9 protein-coding genes are annotated in these 18455 nt (G+C 42.0%); 6 read left to right on the forward strand and 3 right to left on the reverse strand.

Translation table 11 applies throughout. From position 1 onward, the window contains the following. Positions 1 to 673 precede the first annotated feature (673 nt). Positions 674 to 3925, forward strand: a complete 3252-nt coding sequence (locus LN995_RS19970) for a DEAD/DEAH box helicase (protein WP_229962858.1) — start codon at positions 674 to 676, stop codon at positions 3923 to 3925. A gap of 90 nt (positions 3926 to 4015) precedes the next feature. Here the strand turns inward: LN995_RS19970 and LN995_RS19975 are convergent, their stop codons facing one another. Genes LN995_RS19975 through LN995_RS19985 form a run of 3 tightly spaced genes read right to left on the reverse strand, consistent with a single transcriptional unit; the run spans position 4016 to position 10441 of the window. Further along, positions 4016 to 7402, reverse strand: a complete 3387-nt coding sequence (locus tag LN995_RS19975; RefSeq protein WP_229962859.1) for a DEAD/DEAH box helicase family protein — start codon at positions 7400 to 7402, stop codon at positions 4016 to 4018. Then, positions 7399 to 9222 carry a phospholipase D family protein gene (locus LN995_RS19980; protein ID WP_229962860.1) on the reverse strand — a complete coding sequence of 608 codons (1824 nt, stop codon included), beginning with the start codon at positions 9220 to 9222 and terminating at the stop codon, positions 7399 to 7401. The genes LN995_RS19975 and LN995_RS19980 overlap by 4 nt, the downstream gene beginning before the upstream one ends. Beyond that, entirely contained in the window at positions 9209 to 10441 is a 1233-nt protein-coding gene (locus LN995_RS19985; RefSeq protein WP_229962861.1) for a DUF6361 family protein, read from the reverse strand. Before LN995_RS19985 ends, LN995_RS19980 begins: the two co-directional genes overlap by 14 nt. A 249-nt stretch (positions 10442 to 10690) precedes the next feature. Between LN995_RS19985 and LN995_RS19990 the strand changes: the two genes are divergently transcribed. From LN995_RS19990 to LN995_RS20010, 5 genes are read left to right on the forward strand one after another with little or no spacing between them, the layout of a single operon-like run. After that, positions 10691 to 12196 carry a type I restriction-modification system subunit M gene (locus tag LN995_RS19990; protein ID WP_229962862.1) on the forward strand — a complete coding sequence of 502 codons (1506 nt, stop codon included), beginning with the start codon at positions 10691 to 10693 and terminating at the stop codon, positions 12194 to 12196. Further along, entirely contained in the window at positions 12193 to 13656 is a 1464-nt protein-coding gene (locus LN995_RS19995) for a type I restriction-modification system subunit M (RefSeq protein WP_229962863.1), read from the forward strand. Before LN995_RS19990 ends, LN995_RS19995 begins: the two co-directional genes overlap by 4 nt. Beyond that, entirely contained in the window at positions 13653 to 14855 is a 1203-nt protein-coding gene (locus LN995_RS20000; protein ID WP_229962864.1) for a restriction endonuclease subunit S, read from the forward strand. The genes LN995_RS19995 and LN995_RS20000 overlap by 4 nt, the downstream gene beginning before the upstream one ends. A 10-nt stretch (positions 14856 to 14865) precedes the next feature. Beyond that, positions 14866 to 17832 carry a type I restriction endonuclease subunit R gene (locus LN995_RS20005; protein ID WP_229962865.1) on the forward strand — a complete coding sequence of 989 codons (2967 nt, stop codon included), beginning with the start codon at positions 14866 to 14868 and terminating at the stop codon, positions 17830 to 17832. Then, positions 17807 to 18424, forward strand: coding sequence for a hypothetical protein (locus tag LN995_RS20010; RefSeq protein WP_229962866.1), 618 nt, complete (start codon positions 17807 to 17809; stop codon positions 18422 to 18424). Before LN995_RS20005 ends, LN995_RS20010 begins: the two co-directional genes overlap by 26 nt. The last annotated feature ends 31 nt before the right edge of the window (positions 18425 to 18455 follow it).

Here is an 18455-nt window from a genome sequence, read left to right on the forward strand (position 1 = left end):
GTTGTGCAACAGCCACGGCGGTTTTAGCACTATGAAGGAGCTGACTAGCAAAACTGCTTTCCTTATGTTCCAATCTGCCATCTCACTAATCAAAAGGAGAATTGAATTAATGAGATGAGTAGGTGAGACAGAAGAGAAGTATTGGTTGGAGAGAATAGCTATTGATGCATCGAACACCTAATGCAGGGGAAACCACCACAAATATCCTTGCACAGTTGCTTTACTTCTGAAAGCAGGCTCTAGTAGCAAGCAGATGGAAGGGGGAACGGAATTTAGTGTCCGAATAGTGTCCGCAGATAATAAAAAAAGCCCCACAGTTGCTGCTGAGGGGCTTTGCTGTAGACCGAAGGATTGAATTATCGAACCTTATCCACAGAGATTTGGCCTTCTTGAATAATTATATAGTTGTAGAAGAGGAAGTTTAAGAGACAAGCACCTTTCCTCCATCTAATGCTGTTAAGCATAACTTTTGTTATCAGAAAGCAGGTTGAGGCCGTGCCTGCTTCAATATTTAGTGCTTTACAAACCAGCTTAAGAAAAACATTATAAATTGAGTAGTACTATAATATATTAAACTTTATATACAAGTTTATGTCTTGTAATTTATCTTTAAACAATCGTCAAATTGTGCCGATGAATTATCTAGCAAAGCATGTTAAGACACATATTCTAAATGAATTTAATATACCTTCCTCCAATTATAAAGATTAGTTACTCAACTAATAACAATTTTATAACGCAACATTTTGGTAAAGAAGAAACAATAAATAATTGTGAATTGGTTAGTACTTCACCTTTTATTTTAAAATCTAATGGGAGGGAGTACTATTTCACGAATAGTGAAAGCGAGGAAATTCCTGAAATTTACGAATATGCCTTACTATCATCTAAAAAGTTGGTTCGGAAAGACTTCAGATCTAATAATCTAAAGATCAAAAAGTGGCTAAGAAATCCCGCTCTCCAGGATACTGATCCGAGTTCAGTGATCACTTCGTGGAGTGGAAAGTTCAAAGTTGTAAAAGAAGACCCTGCTATTAGGAAGCCAGGGTTAAGATCTCCACAGGTAGGGGCTCTCTATTCTATATTGGCCCATTTACAGAATGCAGAAGAGATAGGTATCGTTGTCATGCCTACTGGCACAGGCAAGACAGAAACCATGCTTTGCTCGCTGATTGCCAACCAATGTGAGAAGCTCTTGGTGGCTGTTCCATCAGACTCATTAAGGGGGCAGTTGTCTGAAAAGTTTATGACGCTTGGCCTGTTAAAGGAATTCGGTGTGATAGATGGAGAAGCCCAAAATCCTATCGTAGGTGTAATGAACTCCAAGATTGAAGAACTTTCGGAGTTGGAGGAGTTCATTTCAAAATCTAATGTGGTAGTGACTACCATGAGCATCCTTACTGGTCTTTCTGCCTCATCGAGATCTTTGTTATCTCGAAAGTTCTCACACCTTTTTATTGATGAAGCGCATCACTCGCAAGCAAGCACTTGGAAAGATTTTATACGTTTTTTTGATAAAGGAAAGGTTTTTCTATTCACAGCTACACCTTATAGAAATGACGGCAAGAAGCTAGACGGTAAGTTTATCTTCTCATTCTCATTGAAAAAAGCACAGGAACAAAAATATTATAAGAAAATAAACTACCTGCCCATACGGGAATATGACAAGAGAAGAGCTGATGAGGCGATAGCAGAAAAAGCTGTGCAGCAGCTAAGGACTGACTTGTTGAATGGCTTTCATCACATTTTGATGGCCAGGTGCAGAACAAAGGAACGAGCCAAGGAAGTATTTGAATATTATAGTATGCATGAAGATCTGAATCCTGTTCTCGTTTACACAGGAATAGGAGGATTGTCTCAACGAATAAGTGCCATAAAAAATAAAGAGCACAAGATCGTAATCTGTGTCGATATGCTGGGGGAGGGATTTGACCTTCCAGAATTGAAGATAGCTGCCGTTCATGATGAAAGACAAAGTCTCCCTATCACCCTGCAATTCATAGGACGTTTCACTCGGTCATCATACGACCAGCTTGGGGAAGCCAGTTTCATCACGAACTTAGCATATCCACCGATAAAAGAGGAACTGGATCAGTTGTATGCGAAGGACTCTGACTGGAACCTTCTTCTTCCAACAATGAGTGAGGGCGCCACACAAAAAGAGATAGATTTCAAAGATTTCTTAGACGGTTTTGGGAAGTTGGAAGAGTCTATTATTCCCTTTCAGAATATTGTTCCCGCTTTAAGTACTGTAGTATATAAGTCTGATACTGAAGAATGGAGCCCTCGTAACTGGAAAGAAGGGGTTTCAAACATTGACTCCTATGATCACCAATTTGCAGACCACAACTCAGAATCAAATACACTAGTCATCATACTTGGGAAAGTGTCAAAAGTTGATTGGGGAGATTTTGATGTAGTGCAAAATGTTGACTGGGAACTGATTGTAGTCTTCTGGGAGTATACGCCAGACAGCAACAGAATTTTCATCAATACTTCTATGAAGGGCTTAGCCACTGAAAAGCTAGTGAAGTCTATTTTTTCAGGGGAGAGTACGAAGATATGCGGAATGGACGTATTCAAAATCTTCCATGAAGTGCACCGTCTCTCCCTTTATAATGTCGGTGCAAGAAGAGGTGTGGGAAGAGATATAACATTCCAATCCTATTTCGGTCGTGGTGTGCAGGATGGATTGCAACTGCTGGAGCAAGGAACACTTGTAAAGAATAATATTTTTGGTGTAGGCTACAAAAATGGAGAAAAGGTTTCCCTCGGATGCTCTGTGAAAGGCAAAATATGGTCACACTCTAGGGGAAACCTGCAGGAGTTAACTCAATGGTGCAGTACTATAGGTGAAATAGTGGAAAATCCTGACATTGACCCAAACGCGGTTTTGCAGCAAACCCTTGTCCCTATTTCTATTTCGCAGGCACCAGATGTAACTCCAATTGCTATTGAATGGCATCCAGAGATGTACATGTATTCCGAAGATAAATATGAGATGCTATTAAATGGCAAACCTTTTTTTCTTTTTAATTCAGAGCTTAGCGTTGATGACCTTAGTCCAACTGGTGAGCTTCGATTTAAAGTGGATACAGATGGAGAGAGTGTAGGATTTGAAATGCACCTTGGCCTGCGAACTGTAGCAGGAATGCAGGAACCATACTTTGAAGTGAAGAAGACGGATAATATTCCTGCAAGAATATTATATCGTGGGAGAGATGAAGCACTAGTCGATTTTTTTCAGGTTTACACCCCTACATTTTGGTTTGCAGATGGCTCTCAGCTTTTCCAAAACAGGTATGTTAAACTGAGAGATAGAGTGGGTCATATTCCTCTAGAAAATATACATACAGATACTTGGGCAGGAGTAAATCTGAGAAAAGAGTCTCAAGGTATAAGCCCTTATGAACAGGATTCGATACAATACTATTTTATTGATAAGATTAAGAATGATTTTGATGTTGTTTATGATGACGATGGGTCAGGTGAGATAGCAGACATTGTTGCCATAAACGATTATGAAAGGCATATGGACGTACACCTATACCACCTCAAGTATGCTAAAGGGGGCAGAGTAGGTAATGACATAGACAACTTCTACCAAGTTTGCGGACAGGCGCAAAAATCATTGAACTGGAAACACAGGGAGGGGCGTCACTTTTTTGATCACCTGCTTCGTAGAAACGAAAAGACCGAATCAGGAAATACCTGCAGCAGATTAGTGAAGGGCTCTGAAGATCAGCTGGGAACACTATTAAATGCTGCCAAATGGACAAAAGAAATGCGTTTTCACATCTACATAGTGCAACCTTCATTAAGCAAAGCTGGCGCTTCAGAGAGCATATTATTGCTTTTGGGGAATACTCATCATTATCTCCATACTGTTGGTAACGTAAAGCTCAATGTCATTTGTAGTCAATAGTAGAACGAATCTAACTCAATCTTTGTCTCTCATCTATTTATTAGGGTTTAAAGCAAAAACATAACTCAAAAAATTTAGCCTTAGTTTTTTTCAACAGAGTTGGGTAACTATTTTCTTATTACAGATCGGACTCAGGTTTATCATCAATTCCTGAATAGCAGCAGGATCATCAAAATTCTGAATGACCTGTATTAACTCTTCCTGGCGTGGTTGCCCAAAAGTGAATCTGTAATAGGCCAGAACCTTAAGCATATTGTAAAATTTATCAATGTCTTTGCTGAATGGATACAGTGGCACAATACGGTCTATTGTAATACCATTGACGGGTTCAACATGCCAGCATGGTACTAAATCGCAATGAAAATCAGCTAGTGGCTTTTCTATCTCAGAAGCTATGTCTAAAAGGGTATCCCAAACTAAGCCCGCTTGAATAGGCTGTTCTTTTAGTTTAGAAAGATATTTCTCAACGATGTTCAAACGAATAACATGTCCCTTATACCTATGAATTCTCCCCTCCCTTTGTTCGAAATCTATTGGGTTGCCCGGAAGATTCCAGTGAATGATTTTCTTACAATAGAAATGGAAATCCAATCCTTCCTGACCAATGGAGGTAGACGCTAACACAAATGGACGGAAAGGGGAGTTAAAAGCTTCTCTGATATTTATTTGACGGTTTGCCTTAGCTGATGATAGTTTTTGCTCGCCAAAGTCGAGTGCAAAGTGCGTCCTGATTCTATTTTTCTCTTTGTCTTTAACCTTCCCGAGGTTGCTGATTGTCGATACATCCAGAAGACTAGGTCTAATTGATAATATTTCTGAGACAATTTTGGCAAGCTCCGTAGCAGTACTTATGCTATTGCTATCTTTTAATAAATAGAAGTATTCATCCAGCATAGACTGAATATTAGCATCAATGTTATAGACCAATACTTTTCTATAATAGTCTACATCTTCTTTAGTTGACTGTATGATAGCAATAGATTCTGGTTTGTTATACAGCGATATAAAGCCTGCTGCAACTAGGTAACTATTGCTAAAAGTGCTACTGTTACGTTCGTTAAATAATTTATTAAGTGCTCTTACTGAACATACTGCCGGAGAACCAAGACAGAGGTCTGCTAAAAACTCACAAATATTGTCGAGTTGTATTATGGTTAAGCGGCTTACATTAGGAGCGCTTCCTCCAGATAAGATCTGCGTGACTTCCTGAAGGTAAATTGTTTTTGCAGTACCTCCTTTTTCATCTGGATCATTTGAATCAATGTCTACAGTATCTTGGTGGCTTGCTAACCAATCTTTCATCAGATCCACATCTGCATGATATTTATCCAGTAAGAACAAACTATACCATGACCACTTTTGCCAATCGCCACCTTCTTTGCCTATTCTCATGATATTGAGCTGAAGGAGGCTTCTCTTAATTTCCTGCTTTAAATGGTTTTTGATGGCAGCTACAGATTTGTTTTCCCATAAATTACTCTGCGGATCATACAAGCTGCTTAAAAAGGCCGAAGGATAGTTAAGCAGGAAATTATTCATGCTTAGAAGCTCATCTGTCTCCTTGCTTGTTTTAAAATTCAGTAAAGGAAAAGGGTATCTTCTTTTGTCAAAGTAGCTGGTATGTTTACTCTTATTCTGCTCGATGTATTTACCAACAGAGAGTCTTTCTGCCTCATAAGAAACTACTGTAGAAATCATTCTTGGTACCATTTTCCAGGAAGAGAATATCAGAGACTTTGTATATCCTTTCGCTTTTCTAAACATACCACCAAATGGATAGTAAGGTATGCTAGGTGGTATCCATAAATATTTCCAACCATCATCGCCAATTGTTTCTTCAACAAGAAGCCTTGCTTTTGGGTTAGGAATTGAATTACTTTTTTTTGGAAATAAAGGCTGATAATTGCGGATCACTTTCAAATCCAGCCAAGCATCTTTTGTTGCTTTAACAACTTTTTGTAGTGCCGCATCGCTGTTGTAATGTTGCTCTAATTTTTTCTTGTGCTGGTAATTTGCTAAAAAGGATAAGGGGTACGGACTGGATTTTGAGTACTCAATAGGTATAGGTAACCTTGAATCATGCTTGCTATTAAGCATTTGAATGATCTGATCAAAAGCTACAAAGTCTTTTATATCTTCTTTCTTTATCTCCAGGTGCTTCACAGTTGAATTGATCATTGCATCCTTTTCTTTAGATACAATCATTCTTTCTGTTCTCGCAATTACAGAATGATAAGTGCTTTCTATAGCCTGTTTAGTGAGCGCTAATTCACTACTTGATTCTTTGATTTTTTCAGGATGTCGGATATAGTTAAAAAAGCGCTTTCTATTTTCATCAAATTCAGACCAGAATGAAGTGGATTCGTCCTGTAAGAGAAACTTCAGCACCTTATCAAACTCCTTAAAGTGAGACTCTCCATGGAGCTCGTCAAAGTCATTTGTGTAGGGCTTAAATGGAGTGGCTGATAGTAACAATACCCTTGCTTCAGTATTATTCAGTATTTGTCTGGCAAGTTCTACTCCAGGGTTTTCTGTTTCCTGCGTATTAAGTAACTGATTATATCGTTGAAACTCATCCAGAATAAACAAATCAGCTATGAGGTAATCTTTGCAGCATTCCGAAAGTTTTAATCTTAAGAAGCTGATGAGAGGCCAAAAGATTTTTGATTTTTCATAGTAGTTAATAGATGTAATTCTTTTGGAACAAATTGCTGCTATAACTTGAATCAAAGAGCATGGGGTATTGAGACCTAAAGCATCATAAATTTGCTTATAGTCTTTTAGAGGTAATTTCTTTTCTAACTTCTTATTGAACTTGTTTTTTATGCCTTGCCTTATCTGACGATACGTACCTAGGTGAAAGTGCTTTTGATGTTTACCTTTTTCTACTAATTTGGCGTCTTCTATTACTTTGTCCCAATTAGATTCATTCATCCTACGGGTACCTTTCAAGAACCATTTTAGGCTATTGGTTTTACCGCGCAATTCCGGATGATCAAACAGTAATCTGAAAAGGAGAACGCGTTCGTCCGAACGGCCAGCTGTCGAGTTCTGATCGAAAGATGTAGCAGGCGTGAAAGCTTTGATTCTAATCTTAAACCGGCTAGTTATAGCTTTAGGCTCGTAAGCCAGAGCAGTAATGCGGTCATCCTCTGTTGAGTAGTCTACAATATTTTCAGCTTCTTCACCAGAAAAGAAGTTTAGCTTTCCGATGTTTTGCTTTGCGATTGCTTGATTAGAACATATATAGATCACTCCAAAGTCTTTTAGAGGTCCGTAAGTTTCAAGATGCCTCTCGAACATCTTTGCAACAACCCCCTTCGAAACGATGGTTTTGCCAAGACCTACTTCATCAGCGATTAGTATTTTGTTCTTTCCTTGCCCAAAAAACTGTTCTAAAATGTAGTTTACAGTTTCTTGTTGAAAATCTCTCAGTGAGAGGATTGTCTTATCGATGTATTCTTGAGCCTCCATCATTTCTTTTCTGCATATTCAAAGAAAACTTTCCACATTTTTAGAAATTCATCTGAAACAATCTCGTTACCGTCTTCATCTTTTTCAGATTTTATTTTCGTGACTAACTTATCTATATCGTGTAATTTAGGCTTTTGACGACTTGCAGTGTAAAGTAGCTTCTCATACAAGGGGACATCAGGAAAGAATTTGCTATCTGTACCCATATTCAAACCTTGGGGAGCTGATTTTTCATGCAGCTCATCCTCATGAACGTCCGGTGTTTCTTCTGACATTAAGAAGAAAAGATAGTTGAGAAACCTTTTTTTGCTATTGATGATGCTCGAGAAAATTTTATTTAGGCGACTATCATTTAGCTCGATTTTAATATCCAGTACAAAACTTTCTCGGAGTGCAGTATCTTCCCATAACTCAATGACAACAAAAGGGCTTAACTCGACCTCAGCGTAGTCCTGAAAATCTTTGATCACCTCAGCTTGACCTAATAATAACGGCACTGCCACTCTATTTTTTTCAGGTAGAGGGCGAATTCTTGCTGTTATACCTGCTGGTAACTGAATAGAAGATTCTGGTACATGAATGATTAAATCAAAACGCTGATTTCCATTCTCAATGGCTTCTCCAGCAAACTGAATGGCAGAAATCTCGTGTGTTAATTTTCTTAACTGCTGCTCCAGTATTATTTCATTATCCGGTACATGGCTGGTTAAGCCGGTATAAGGTTCAAATAATGCTATACCACCATCGACGGTTGATAGGAATTGCTCTTGAACTTTAACCGGACTCAAATTCTTAGAAGTAGTTTTAAGTTCTATCATAAACTCGATATTACCCTTCGAGGCAGGCTGAGTTGCATTGGCCGAACCAAGAAACCACGAGGTGTTTCTACCTTTTCTATCTATGAATAACTTGGCATGTAGATTCTGGTTCATAGGGATTTCATGCGCTTCACTAAACGTATTCATCTTTTCAGCATCTTCTACAAAAGGAGAAAACCTGTACTTATCCTTAATCTGATCTAAGAGGGAAGGGGCTAGTTGTGATAATTCGAATTCAGAACTGAAGAGCATGAGCCTTTTAGCCTTTAGCCTTAAATGCTGAATAGTTTCTGTTTTAAGAAAAGGAGATACTACCAGGCGCTCGTCTTGTATTGCAGCTTGTGCGGTAACAGGGTTCGCATATTGATCGGATATGCCAATCGGATGAAATGTTATGCCTGTAAAATTCTTAGGAAAATCAAACCTGATTTTAGAGATTTCTTTGAAGAATGTTTTTGGTACTTTGTTTTTATGATAGCCATCAAGGTATTTCAGCATATCAAGTATACTATTGTTTTCCCCTGATAGCATTTTATCTACTGTGCCTTCACTGCTAATTGCAATGTCCCAATCGCGTGAAAAAGTTAGGTTGCGGCTTGTGCAGATGAATTTGTATAAAACTGAATTCTTCTTATTGAGCGGCACATACCTAATAAGCCATATTTTCGGATGGAAAGACTGGTTGTATTGGGGCATCTGAATTTGATGTATGCCCTTTTCCCAGAAAGCGATGAGCTTGTTATAAGGCTGAGGTACTCTGATCTTTCCTCTCTGGCAGAATATAGTAATGCGTTCAGAGGCTTTGGTAAGGGCCTCGATCAGATCATCTCGTGTTTTGTTCAGGTCAAAGTCAAAATCCGCCGAGTAAAATAGCGCAATGGGCACCAGCAGAATGGCTTCCAGATCAAGACTGTAAGAAGTCGTAACGGCATGGTCGAACTCGTACCCATCAGGGGCTTTTAACAGCTTGTCGTAGTAAAGCCTGTTTGTTTTAGCGTCCAGCATTTTCCAATCCTTTTTTTATATCCTGCACTATAATTTTAGCATTGTTATACCTAAAGTCGAGTAATCTGAGACCTATCCTTTTCCCCTGCTTCACATCATCCTTCTGGTGGTACTGGAGCCTTGCTTTCTTTCGTTTTGCCTGCAGTTCCTGTGCTCTTATTAATTTTTGCTTTTTGTCATGATCCAGTTGATTTGCTCTTACAAGGTGTAGCCATTCTATTACAAAAAGGCGCGTCTGTGGCCGGGTGGTGGGAGCATTGTAGAAAATGTCTTCTGGCTGAAACCCCGCTAAATCAAACATTTTGTTGTGTAGGTCTTGATACCAATCATCCCAGGCATCATCAAAGGAATCAACTCCTAAGAACTGCTTTTGAAGCTCTTGGTTATAGGCTATATGTGCGCCTTCCATCAGTATCGCAAAGTCATGAGCCAATACCATGTTCCTTCTGAGTTGGGAGGAATCGATTATATCAATGCTTGCTTTTGCAAATTCTACAAAAGATGGAGACGATATAAACAGGTCATTTAGCGTTTCGCTTTCCAGTACAGCGGCTAGTACGGAATCCTTTATATCCATGATTGCATCTCTCAGGTATGAAGCTTCTGTTTCATTCAGCTCCAGATTTATACCTGTTCTCCAGTCTAAGCTTACTGGAACTTTGACGTTGAAATAGTTATCAAAGCCGGCGTCCGGATCGTCTCCGTGCCCTTCTTCTGCAATAGCATGTACTAAAGTTTCTGCATTTACTTTATTTGCCCTATTTAGAAATGCATTAGCAGATAAGCCTTTTGAATCAAGGCATTTGAGCGTGTTAAGTCCATTCCAGTAAACTTCAGATGGCCTCCTGGCAACTTTTTCTTTAAGTTCTCTTCGTTTGGTAACCCCTATTACGCCATGGCCTTCTTCTCTATTATAAGCGTCTGCCAGGTCATACATCACTTCATATTCCTGCTCTTCAAGGTAGTTGGTGGGTGATTTCTTTTTCCTTTCGGAAGGAGGCAAGCGAAGAAAATCATACAAGATATAAGGTATGATAAAGAAATACTTAGCCCTTGTCTGGATCGTAGAGATACCTGGGAATAGGGTATCTGCCAGGGCATCCCGCATGGTGCCGATGCCCAGTTCATCTACCTGGCCGTCAGGCCGTAATAGCTCCAAGACTGTGTTTACTCGCTCCCGATCCTTTTTGCTAAAGTCTATCCAACCTAATGATGCCATACCTGATTTCTTCGCTTCTGTGTGGTGAAAAAAATAAGCACCTGATCTTCAGGTGTATCGTTATTTTTACTGCTGATTTGCTAAAGCTTTATTTTATAAAAGCTATATTTATAAACTAAAATTATAACATATTTCTAACTTTGCATACAATATTTTCTATATATAATTAAATGCGTTATATTACTTCAGGTATAGCAGCTAGCTATACCGACGAAGCAATCTGATTACCCAATCTTAAAGCGTCTTACATTGCAGTTAGATTTAAAAATACCCAAAGATAAAATTACCCTTTCCCAACTGGAGCAGTACCTGGCCAAAGCTGCCTGGATATTGAAGGGACCAGTGGGAGCATCAGACTTTAAGGCATACATCTTCCCGATGTTATTCTTCAAGCGAATCTCTGATGTATATGACGAAGAGTACCAATTGGCTTTAGCTGAGTCTGACGGTGATGAAGAGTATGCTTCCTTACCGGAATTCCACCGCTTTGAAATCCCGCAAGGCTGCCATTGGCAGGATGTGCGTGAAACGACAGTGAATGTGGGTATGGCGCTGGAGAAAGCTTTCCGGGGTATAGAGCAGGCGAACCAGGAATACTTATATGGTATTTTCGGAGATGCGCAGTGGAGCAATAAGAATATGCTTTCTGACCACCTGCTCATTAACCTGGTGGAGCACTTCTCGCAGTACAACCTGGCCAACTCCAACGTGGACCCGGACATGCTGGGGCAGGCGTACGAATACCTTATCAAGCATTTTGCTGACCTGACCAATAAGAAAGCCGGAGAGTTTTATACCCCGCGTTCGGTGGTGCATCTGATGGGGCTGATCATAGACGCGCACGAAGGGGAGAGCATTTACGATCCTGCCTGCGGTACAGGTGGTATGCTGCTGGAGTCCATCAACCACCTCAAAGACAATGGTGAAGATTACAGAACATTGAAGCTTTTTGGACAGGAGAAGAACCTGACTTCTTCTTCGACTGCCCGCATGAACATGTTCCTGCATGGCATTGAGGATTTTCAGATTTCGCGTGGCGATACGTTGCGCAACCCTGCCTTCTTTGAAGGCGACCATTTACGAAAGTTTGACTGTGTAATTGCAAACCCGCCTTTCTCGCTAAAGGAGTGGGGTGCCGACAATTGGGTGAATGACCCGTTTGGTCGCAACATTGCGGGTGTTCCTCCGGAAGGAAACGGTGACATGGCTTGGGTGCAGCACATGATCAAATCCATGAAGCCTAACACGGGGCGTATGGCAGTGGTGCTGCCGCATGGTGCCTTGTTCCGAAAAGGTGCTGAAGGTAAAATACGGCAGGCGCTGTTGGAAATGGATTTGTTGGAGGCGGTGATTGGTCTGGCGCCAAACATCTTCTACGGCACACAGCTTGCAACTTGTATTATGGTATTCAGAGGCCAGAAAGAAGAGTCGAAGCAAAAGCAAGTAATCTTTATCGATGCTTCTGAGCAGATGCGTGTCGGTCGTGCCCAGAACTACCTGGAGATAGCAAATGTGGAACAGATTTTTGAATGGTACGCTGCTTTTAAAGATGTACCTAATCAAGTGAAAGTAGCCACGCTGGAAGAGATCGCTGAGAACGGCTATAATCTGAACATCCCGCTTTACATCGAGAAGACGGTAAAAGATAACCTGCCTACAGTAGAAGAAGCACTGGCAGATTTAAAAACAGCGTGGGATGAATGCCTGTTGGCAGAAGAGAAGTTTAAAGCGAAGCTGAACGAGTTTATCAAATGACACAACAACAACTAGAAAAATACCTTTGGGGAGCCGCCACTTACTTGCGAGGACATATAGACGCTGGCGATTACAAGCAGTACATTTTCCCGCTGCTGTTCTTTAAGCGCATTTCGGATGTATATGACGAAGAGTATGCACAGGCGCTTGAGGAGAGCAATGGCGATTTGGAGTATGCAGCTTTTGAAGAGAACCACCGCTTCCAGATACCGCAGGGTGCGCACTGGAACAATGTGCGGGAAGTAACGGTGAACGTAGGTATGGCCTTGCAGGAGGCCATGCGTTCCATTGAGAAGGCGAACCCGGAGACCCTGTTCGGGATATTCGGGGATGCCAGCTGGACGAACAAGGACCGCCTGAGCGACGAGACACTGCTTAACCTGATGGAGCACTACTCGCAGCATAAACTGAACATGAAAAATGTGCCCGATGACCAATTAGGCAACGGCTACGAATACCTGATCAAGCAGTTTGCGGACGACAGTGGCCACACGGCAGCGGAGTTTTATACCAACCGCACTGTGGTGCGCCTGATGACACTGATGATGGACCCGCAGCCAGGCGAAAGCGTGTACGACCCAACCTGCGGCTCCGGTGGCTTGCTGCTGAACTGTGCCTTGCAACTGAAGGCAAACGGACAGGAATACCGCTCACTCAAGCTCTATGGGCAGGAGATTAACCTGATCACGTCGGCCATTGCCCGCATGAACATGTTTATGCATGGTATTGAGGAGTTCCAGATTGTGCGTGGTGATACGCTGAGCGAACCGGGCTTGCTGGAGCATGACGAACTGAAGAAGTTTAACGTGATTCTAGCTAACCCTCCATACTCCATCAAAGCCTGGGACCGCAAAGCCTTTGAAAGCGACCCTTATGGACGTAACATTTGGGGAACACCGCCGCAGGGCTGTGCGGATTATGCTTTCCAACAGCACATGCAGCAAAGCCTTAACCCGCAAAAAGGCCGTTCTATTTCGCTTTGGCCGCACGGAATACTTTTCCGTGACTCGGAGGCTGCCATGCGCCGTGCCATGATTGAAAGTGATATAGTAGAGTGTGTGATTGGCTTAGGTCCAAACCTGTTCTACAACTCGCCGATGGAGGCTTGTCTACTGGTAACGAAGAACAACAAAGCTGCGGCGCAAAAAGGCAAGGTGCTTTTCATTAATGCAGTAAAAGAAGTAAGGCAGGATAAGAACATTGCTTACCTGGAGGAGAACCATATTCAGACCATCTTTAATACTTACAAGAACTTTCAGGATATACCTGGATTAGCCCGTGTTGTAGGTATAGATGAAGTAATGGTTAACAATGGAAAGCTGGCCATTAACCTGTATGTGGCACCCGATAATAGCGAAGCAAACGAAGGTATAGCATTAGAACAAGCCTTGCAGAACTGGGAACAGAGCTCTGCTTCGCTAAAGAAATCTATGAACGAACTATTTGAAATACTGGGATGATGCTGGCTGAAGAAATACAAACAACATTTGAGATAGATAAATCATCCTGGACAAAAGTAAAGCTGGGTGATGTGGTGAGAGAGGTGCGTGAAACGGTAAAAGACCCAGTTGCCGAAGGTATAGAGCGTATTGTAGGATTAGAGCACCTGGAGCCTGAAAGCCTGCACATCAAATCATGGGGTACGCTAACTGATGGCACAACTTTTACCAAAGTGTTCCGCAAAGGGCAGGTACTGTTTGGTAGAAGAAGAGCTTATTTGAAGAAAGCCGCAATAGCTACTTTTGATGGGATTTGTTCAGGTGATATTACAGTACTAGAAGTTAAGAAGGGACTTCTTCCAGAGTTGCTGCCGTTTCTGATTCAGAACGATAAATTCTTTGAACTGGCTGTTAAGAACTCTGCTGGTTCACTTTCTCCAAGAGCCAAGTTCAATGATTTTGCTGACTATGAATTTCTTATTCCGCATAGAGACCAGCAAGAGCAAATCGCTGAATTGCTTTGGGCTGGGGATGAATTAGCTTTAAGTGAATCAAAGGTCTTACAATCAATTTTACACCAGCTTACTGCTTTTACAAACAGTAGAATAAATCGCGGATTTGAATCAAGTATAGTCCCATTACCAGATAATTGGAAAATAGTAAAATTAAGTGCGATTTCTAAAGTACAAGCGGGTTCAACTCCGCTTAGAGCAGAAAAAAGCTATTTTGATAGTGGCACAATTCCCTGGGTAAAAACTCTAGATCTTAATAATGGTGAGATTTATCAGACTGAGGAAAAAATAACAGAAATAGCTTTAGCTAAGACTTCATGCAAAGTTCGCCCAACTGACACAGTACTTGTTGCTATGTATGGCGGCTTTAATCAGATTGGTAGAACAGGTATACTAAAGTTACCAGCAGCTACAAATCAAGCAGTTTCAGCAATAATGGTTGATAAGGGTGTTATTCTACCTGATTATCTGTTGCACTTGCTAAACTCTAGGGTTGATTATTGGAAAAAAGTAGCGATTAGCTCTAGAAAAGACCCAAATATCACTAAAGTTGATGTTGAAAATTTCCCTGTAACTATTCCACCATTAGAGGAGCAAAGGGAGATTGTAGAAATAATCAATTCTTTGCTACACACTAAAAAACAGATTGAAAATAGAATAGATAAGACTAAACAACTTCAAAAATCCCTAATCAACCAAATCTTCTAAGCCCAAGCCTATGAGCTTTAACGAACTGAATAGCGTTGAGCATTACATTGTTCAGCAACTTAGCGGCGTAAACCTAAACCATACTAACTGGGCTGATGAGCAGGTATCTTATGGTTTTCAGTGGCAGTACAAGCCCGCTTCGGCCATAGCGCGTGGGGTAAACGAAGTACTGGTGGAGATCGAACTGCGTGAGGCACTTATCCGCATCAACCCGGAAATTGCCCAAAGCCCCGAGCGTGCCGATGAGGTGATCTACAAGCTAAGAACTATTCTGCTCGCCGTAAACCAGGCGGGGTTGGTAAAGGCCAACGAAGAGTTTGCCAAATGGCTAACCGGTGAGAAGACCATGCCCTTTGGTGAGAACAACCGCCACGTACCGGTTCGGCTTATAGACTTTGACAATCCGCAAAGCAACAGCTTTGTCATCACCAACCAATACCGTATTCACCACCACGAAACCAAGATACCAGACGTTGTACTGCTAATCAACGGTATGCCGGTGGTTGTCGGCGAGGCGAAAACGCCTATTCGTCCGGCAGTATCCTGGCTCGATGGTGCAGCTGAAATTCACCAGGTATACGAGAATGCTGTTCCGCAGCTGTTCGTGCCCAACATCCTGTCTTTCGCTACCGAAGGCAAAGATCTGTACTATGGTTCTGTGCGCTGCCCGCTGGATTTCTGGTCACCGTGGAGATTAGAAGCTGATAAAGATAACCTGGTAAAGCAATTAGGGCTTGGTAAAGTAGGGAAGGAGCTAAGCGACCTGCTGCACCCGAAACGCCTGCTCGATATACTCCAGAACTTTGCGCTATACACCACAAATAAAAAGAAAAGGCGCATCAAGATCATCTGCCGATACCAGCAGTATGAAGGTGCCAACAAAATAGTAGAGCGGGTAAAAGAAGGCCGCATAAAGAAAGGCCTGATCTGGCACTTCCAGGGTTCCGGTAAATCCCTGCTAATGGTGTTTGCCGCACAAAAGCTCCGCAAGATGCCGGAACTGAAAAGTCCGACGGTTATCATCCTGATCGACAGAACAGACCTGGACACGCAGATCTCCGGCACGTTTAATGCCGCAGATGTGGCCAACGTGCAGCCTGCTGAAAGTATAAGCGAGCTGCATGGTCTGCTGGAGAAAGACACGCGCAAGATCATCATCTCCATGATTCATAAGTTCCGGGATGCCAAGCCGAACATGAACACCCGCGACAATATTATTGTGCTGGTAGATGAAGCGCACCGCACCCAGGAAGGCGACTTGGCCAGGCAAATGCGGGCAGCCTTACCTAATGCTTTTCTGTTCGGCTTAACCGGTACGCCCATAAACAAAGTAGACAAAAATACTTTCTGGGCTTTCGGCTCAGAAGAAGACGAGAAAGGTTACATGTCACGGTATACTTTCCAGGATTCTATACGTGATAAAGCCACGCTGCCTTTGCACTTTGAGCCGCGCCTGGTAGATGTGCATGTCGATAAAGAAACGATTGACAAGTTCTTTAAAGAGCTCAAAGACGAAGCTGCTTTAAGTGATGAAGAAGCAGATGCACTCAGCAAGAAAGCCGCCAAGATGTCTGCCTTCCTGAAGTCACCTGAACGTGTGCAGATCATTGTGGAAGATATTGTGCAGCACTACAAAGAGAAGGTGCTGCCGCACGGTTTTAAAGCCATGATCGTCACACCAGACCGCTTCGCCTGCGTGCAATACAAAGAAGAGTTGGACAAGCACTTTATACCTGAGGCCAGCAAGGTGGTCATCTCCACCAGCGCCAATGACGATTTTGATTTCAAGCAAAAGTGGGCAGCTGATAAGTCGCAGCAGGAGCGTATTGTAGATGAGTTCAACGATGCTAAGTCACCGCTCAAATTCATCATCGTAACAGCCAAATTGCTCACCGGTTTCGATGCGCCTATCCTGCAGACTATGTATCTGGACAAATCGCTCAAGGACCATACCTTGCTACAGGCCATCTGCCGTACTAACCGCCTATACCCGAACAAGACCTTCGGCCGAATAGTAGACTACTTCGGAATTTTCGACGATGCCGCCGAAGCCCTGCAATTCGACGAAGAGAGCGTGAAAAAAGTAGTGACCAATCTGGATGAACTGCGTGAGAGATTACCAGAGGCAATGGCTGATTGCCTGAGGCACTTCGAAGGAGTAGACCGTTCATTGGATGGTTTTGAAGGACTCGAAGCCGCCCAGGATGCTATCAAAACAGTAGAACAAAAGGATGCCTTTGCAGTGGATTACAAATACCTGACGAAGCTCTGGGAATCGCTTTCACCGGATGATGTGCTTAATCCTTATCAGAAAGACTATAAATGGCTGTCGCAGGTATACGAGTCAGTAAAACCAGCAACTGACAATATTGGCAAGCTACTCTGGTTCAGATTGGGTGCCCAAACCACCAAGCTGATTCATGAGAACATTCACGTAGGCGGTATAGATGACCTAGAAGAGTTTATCCTGGATGCAGAAGTAATTGATGACCTGTTCAAGAACCCGAACTCCAAGAAGGTAAAGCAGCTGGAAAAAGAACTTATCCGGCGCTGGAGCAAGCACGGCACTAATCCCAACTTCGTTAAGCTAAGCGACCGCCTGGAAGACCTGCGCAACAAAGCCGAACGTGGCTTGATTTCCAGTATCGACTTTATTAAAGAGCTTTGCAAACTAGCACAGGAAACCGTGCAGGCAGAAAAGGATGTAGAGCTGGTAACTGTTCAAAAGACGGCCACAGCGGCTCTTACAGAATTGTTCCTGGAACTGAAGACAGACCAGACCCCCGCCGTAGTAGAGCGCCTGGTAAACGACATCGACCAAATTGTAAAAGTAGTCCGCTTCAATGGCTGGCAGACCACCGCCTCCGGTGAGCGGGAAGTGCAGCAAGCATTAAGAAAGACCTTGCTCAAGTATAAACTGCACAAAGACCAGCAGCTGTTCGAGCGGGGGTATGCTTATATCAAAGAGTATTATTAGGTTTCAAACTCTGCATTCAAACATATATCCAACCGAAGCTGTCCTCTATAAACTTACAATGACACTACAATCTTTTAAGAAGTTAACCGAAGAGATAGGAGAAGAAATCTTAACTAAACCTGTTTTTGATTTGCTTTTCGATTCAGACTATTCAAATGATGGTACTTCTCAATCTGTAGTAAGATACAGATTAGCTTTGCAGGCATATTTACCAAGTGAGCCTTCAGAGATAAGTAGAACAGGGTTGGAAAACAGACTGTATACGAGCCATGGAGTAAAATCTGACCAGGTAAATCAGATTGGAGTAATAGGAGGGGAGTTATTCAGTAGGCTAATGGTATCAGCTGCCAAGAAAGAGTTAAATAACTTCTATATCAGTACCTGTAACGGTAAATGTTACTCCCAAGGATCTAGTGTATTGGTTAAGGAATATCAGGGAATAAACCCAGGAACAAGAGCATTGTGTATTGATGCTCCACATGTTGCAACTTGCTTGAATTTACAAGATACACCTCCTGCATTAAGAGAAACATACTCAAGGAAATTTCTTGCTTCTTTTTTTAAGATGATTAAGAAATATTCAGAACAATAGAGAGCATTATTTAAATTATCTGTAGGGTATA

This window comes from Pontibacter silvestris, from assembly GCF_020907275.1.
In the GTDB taxonomy this organism is placed as follows: Bacteria; Bacteroidota; Bacteroidia; order Cytophagales; family Hymenobacteraceae; genus Pontibacter; species Pontibacter silvestris.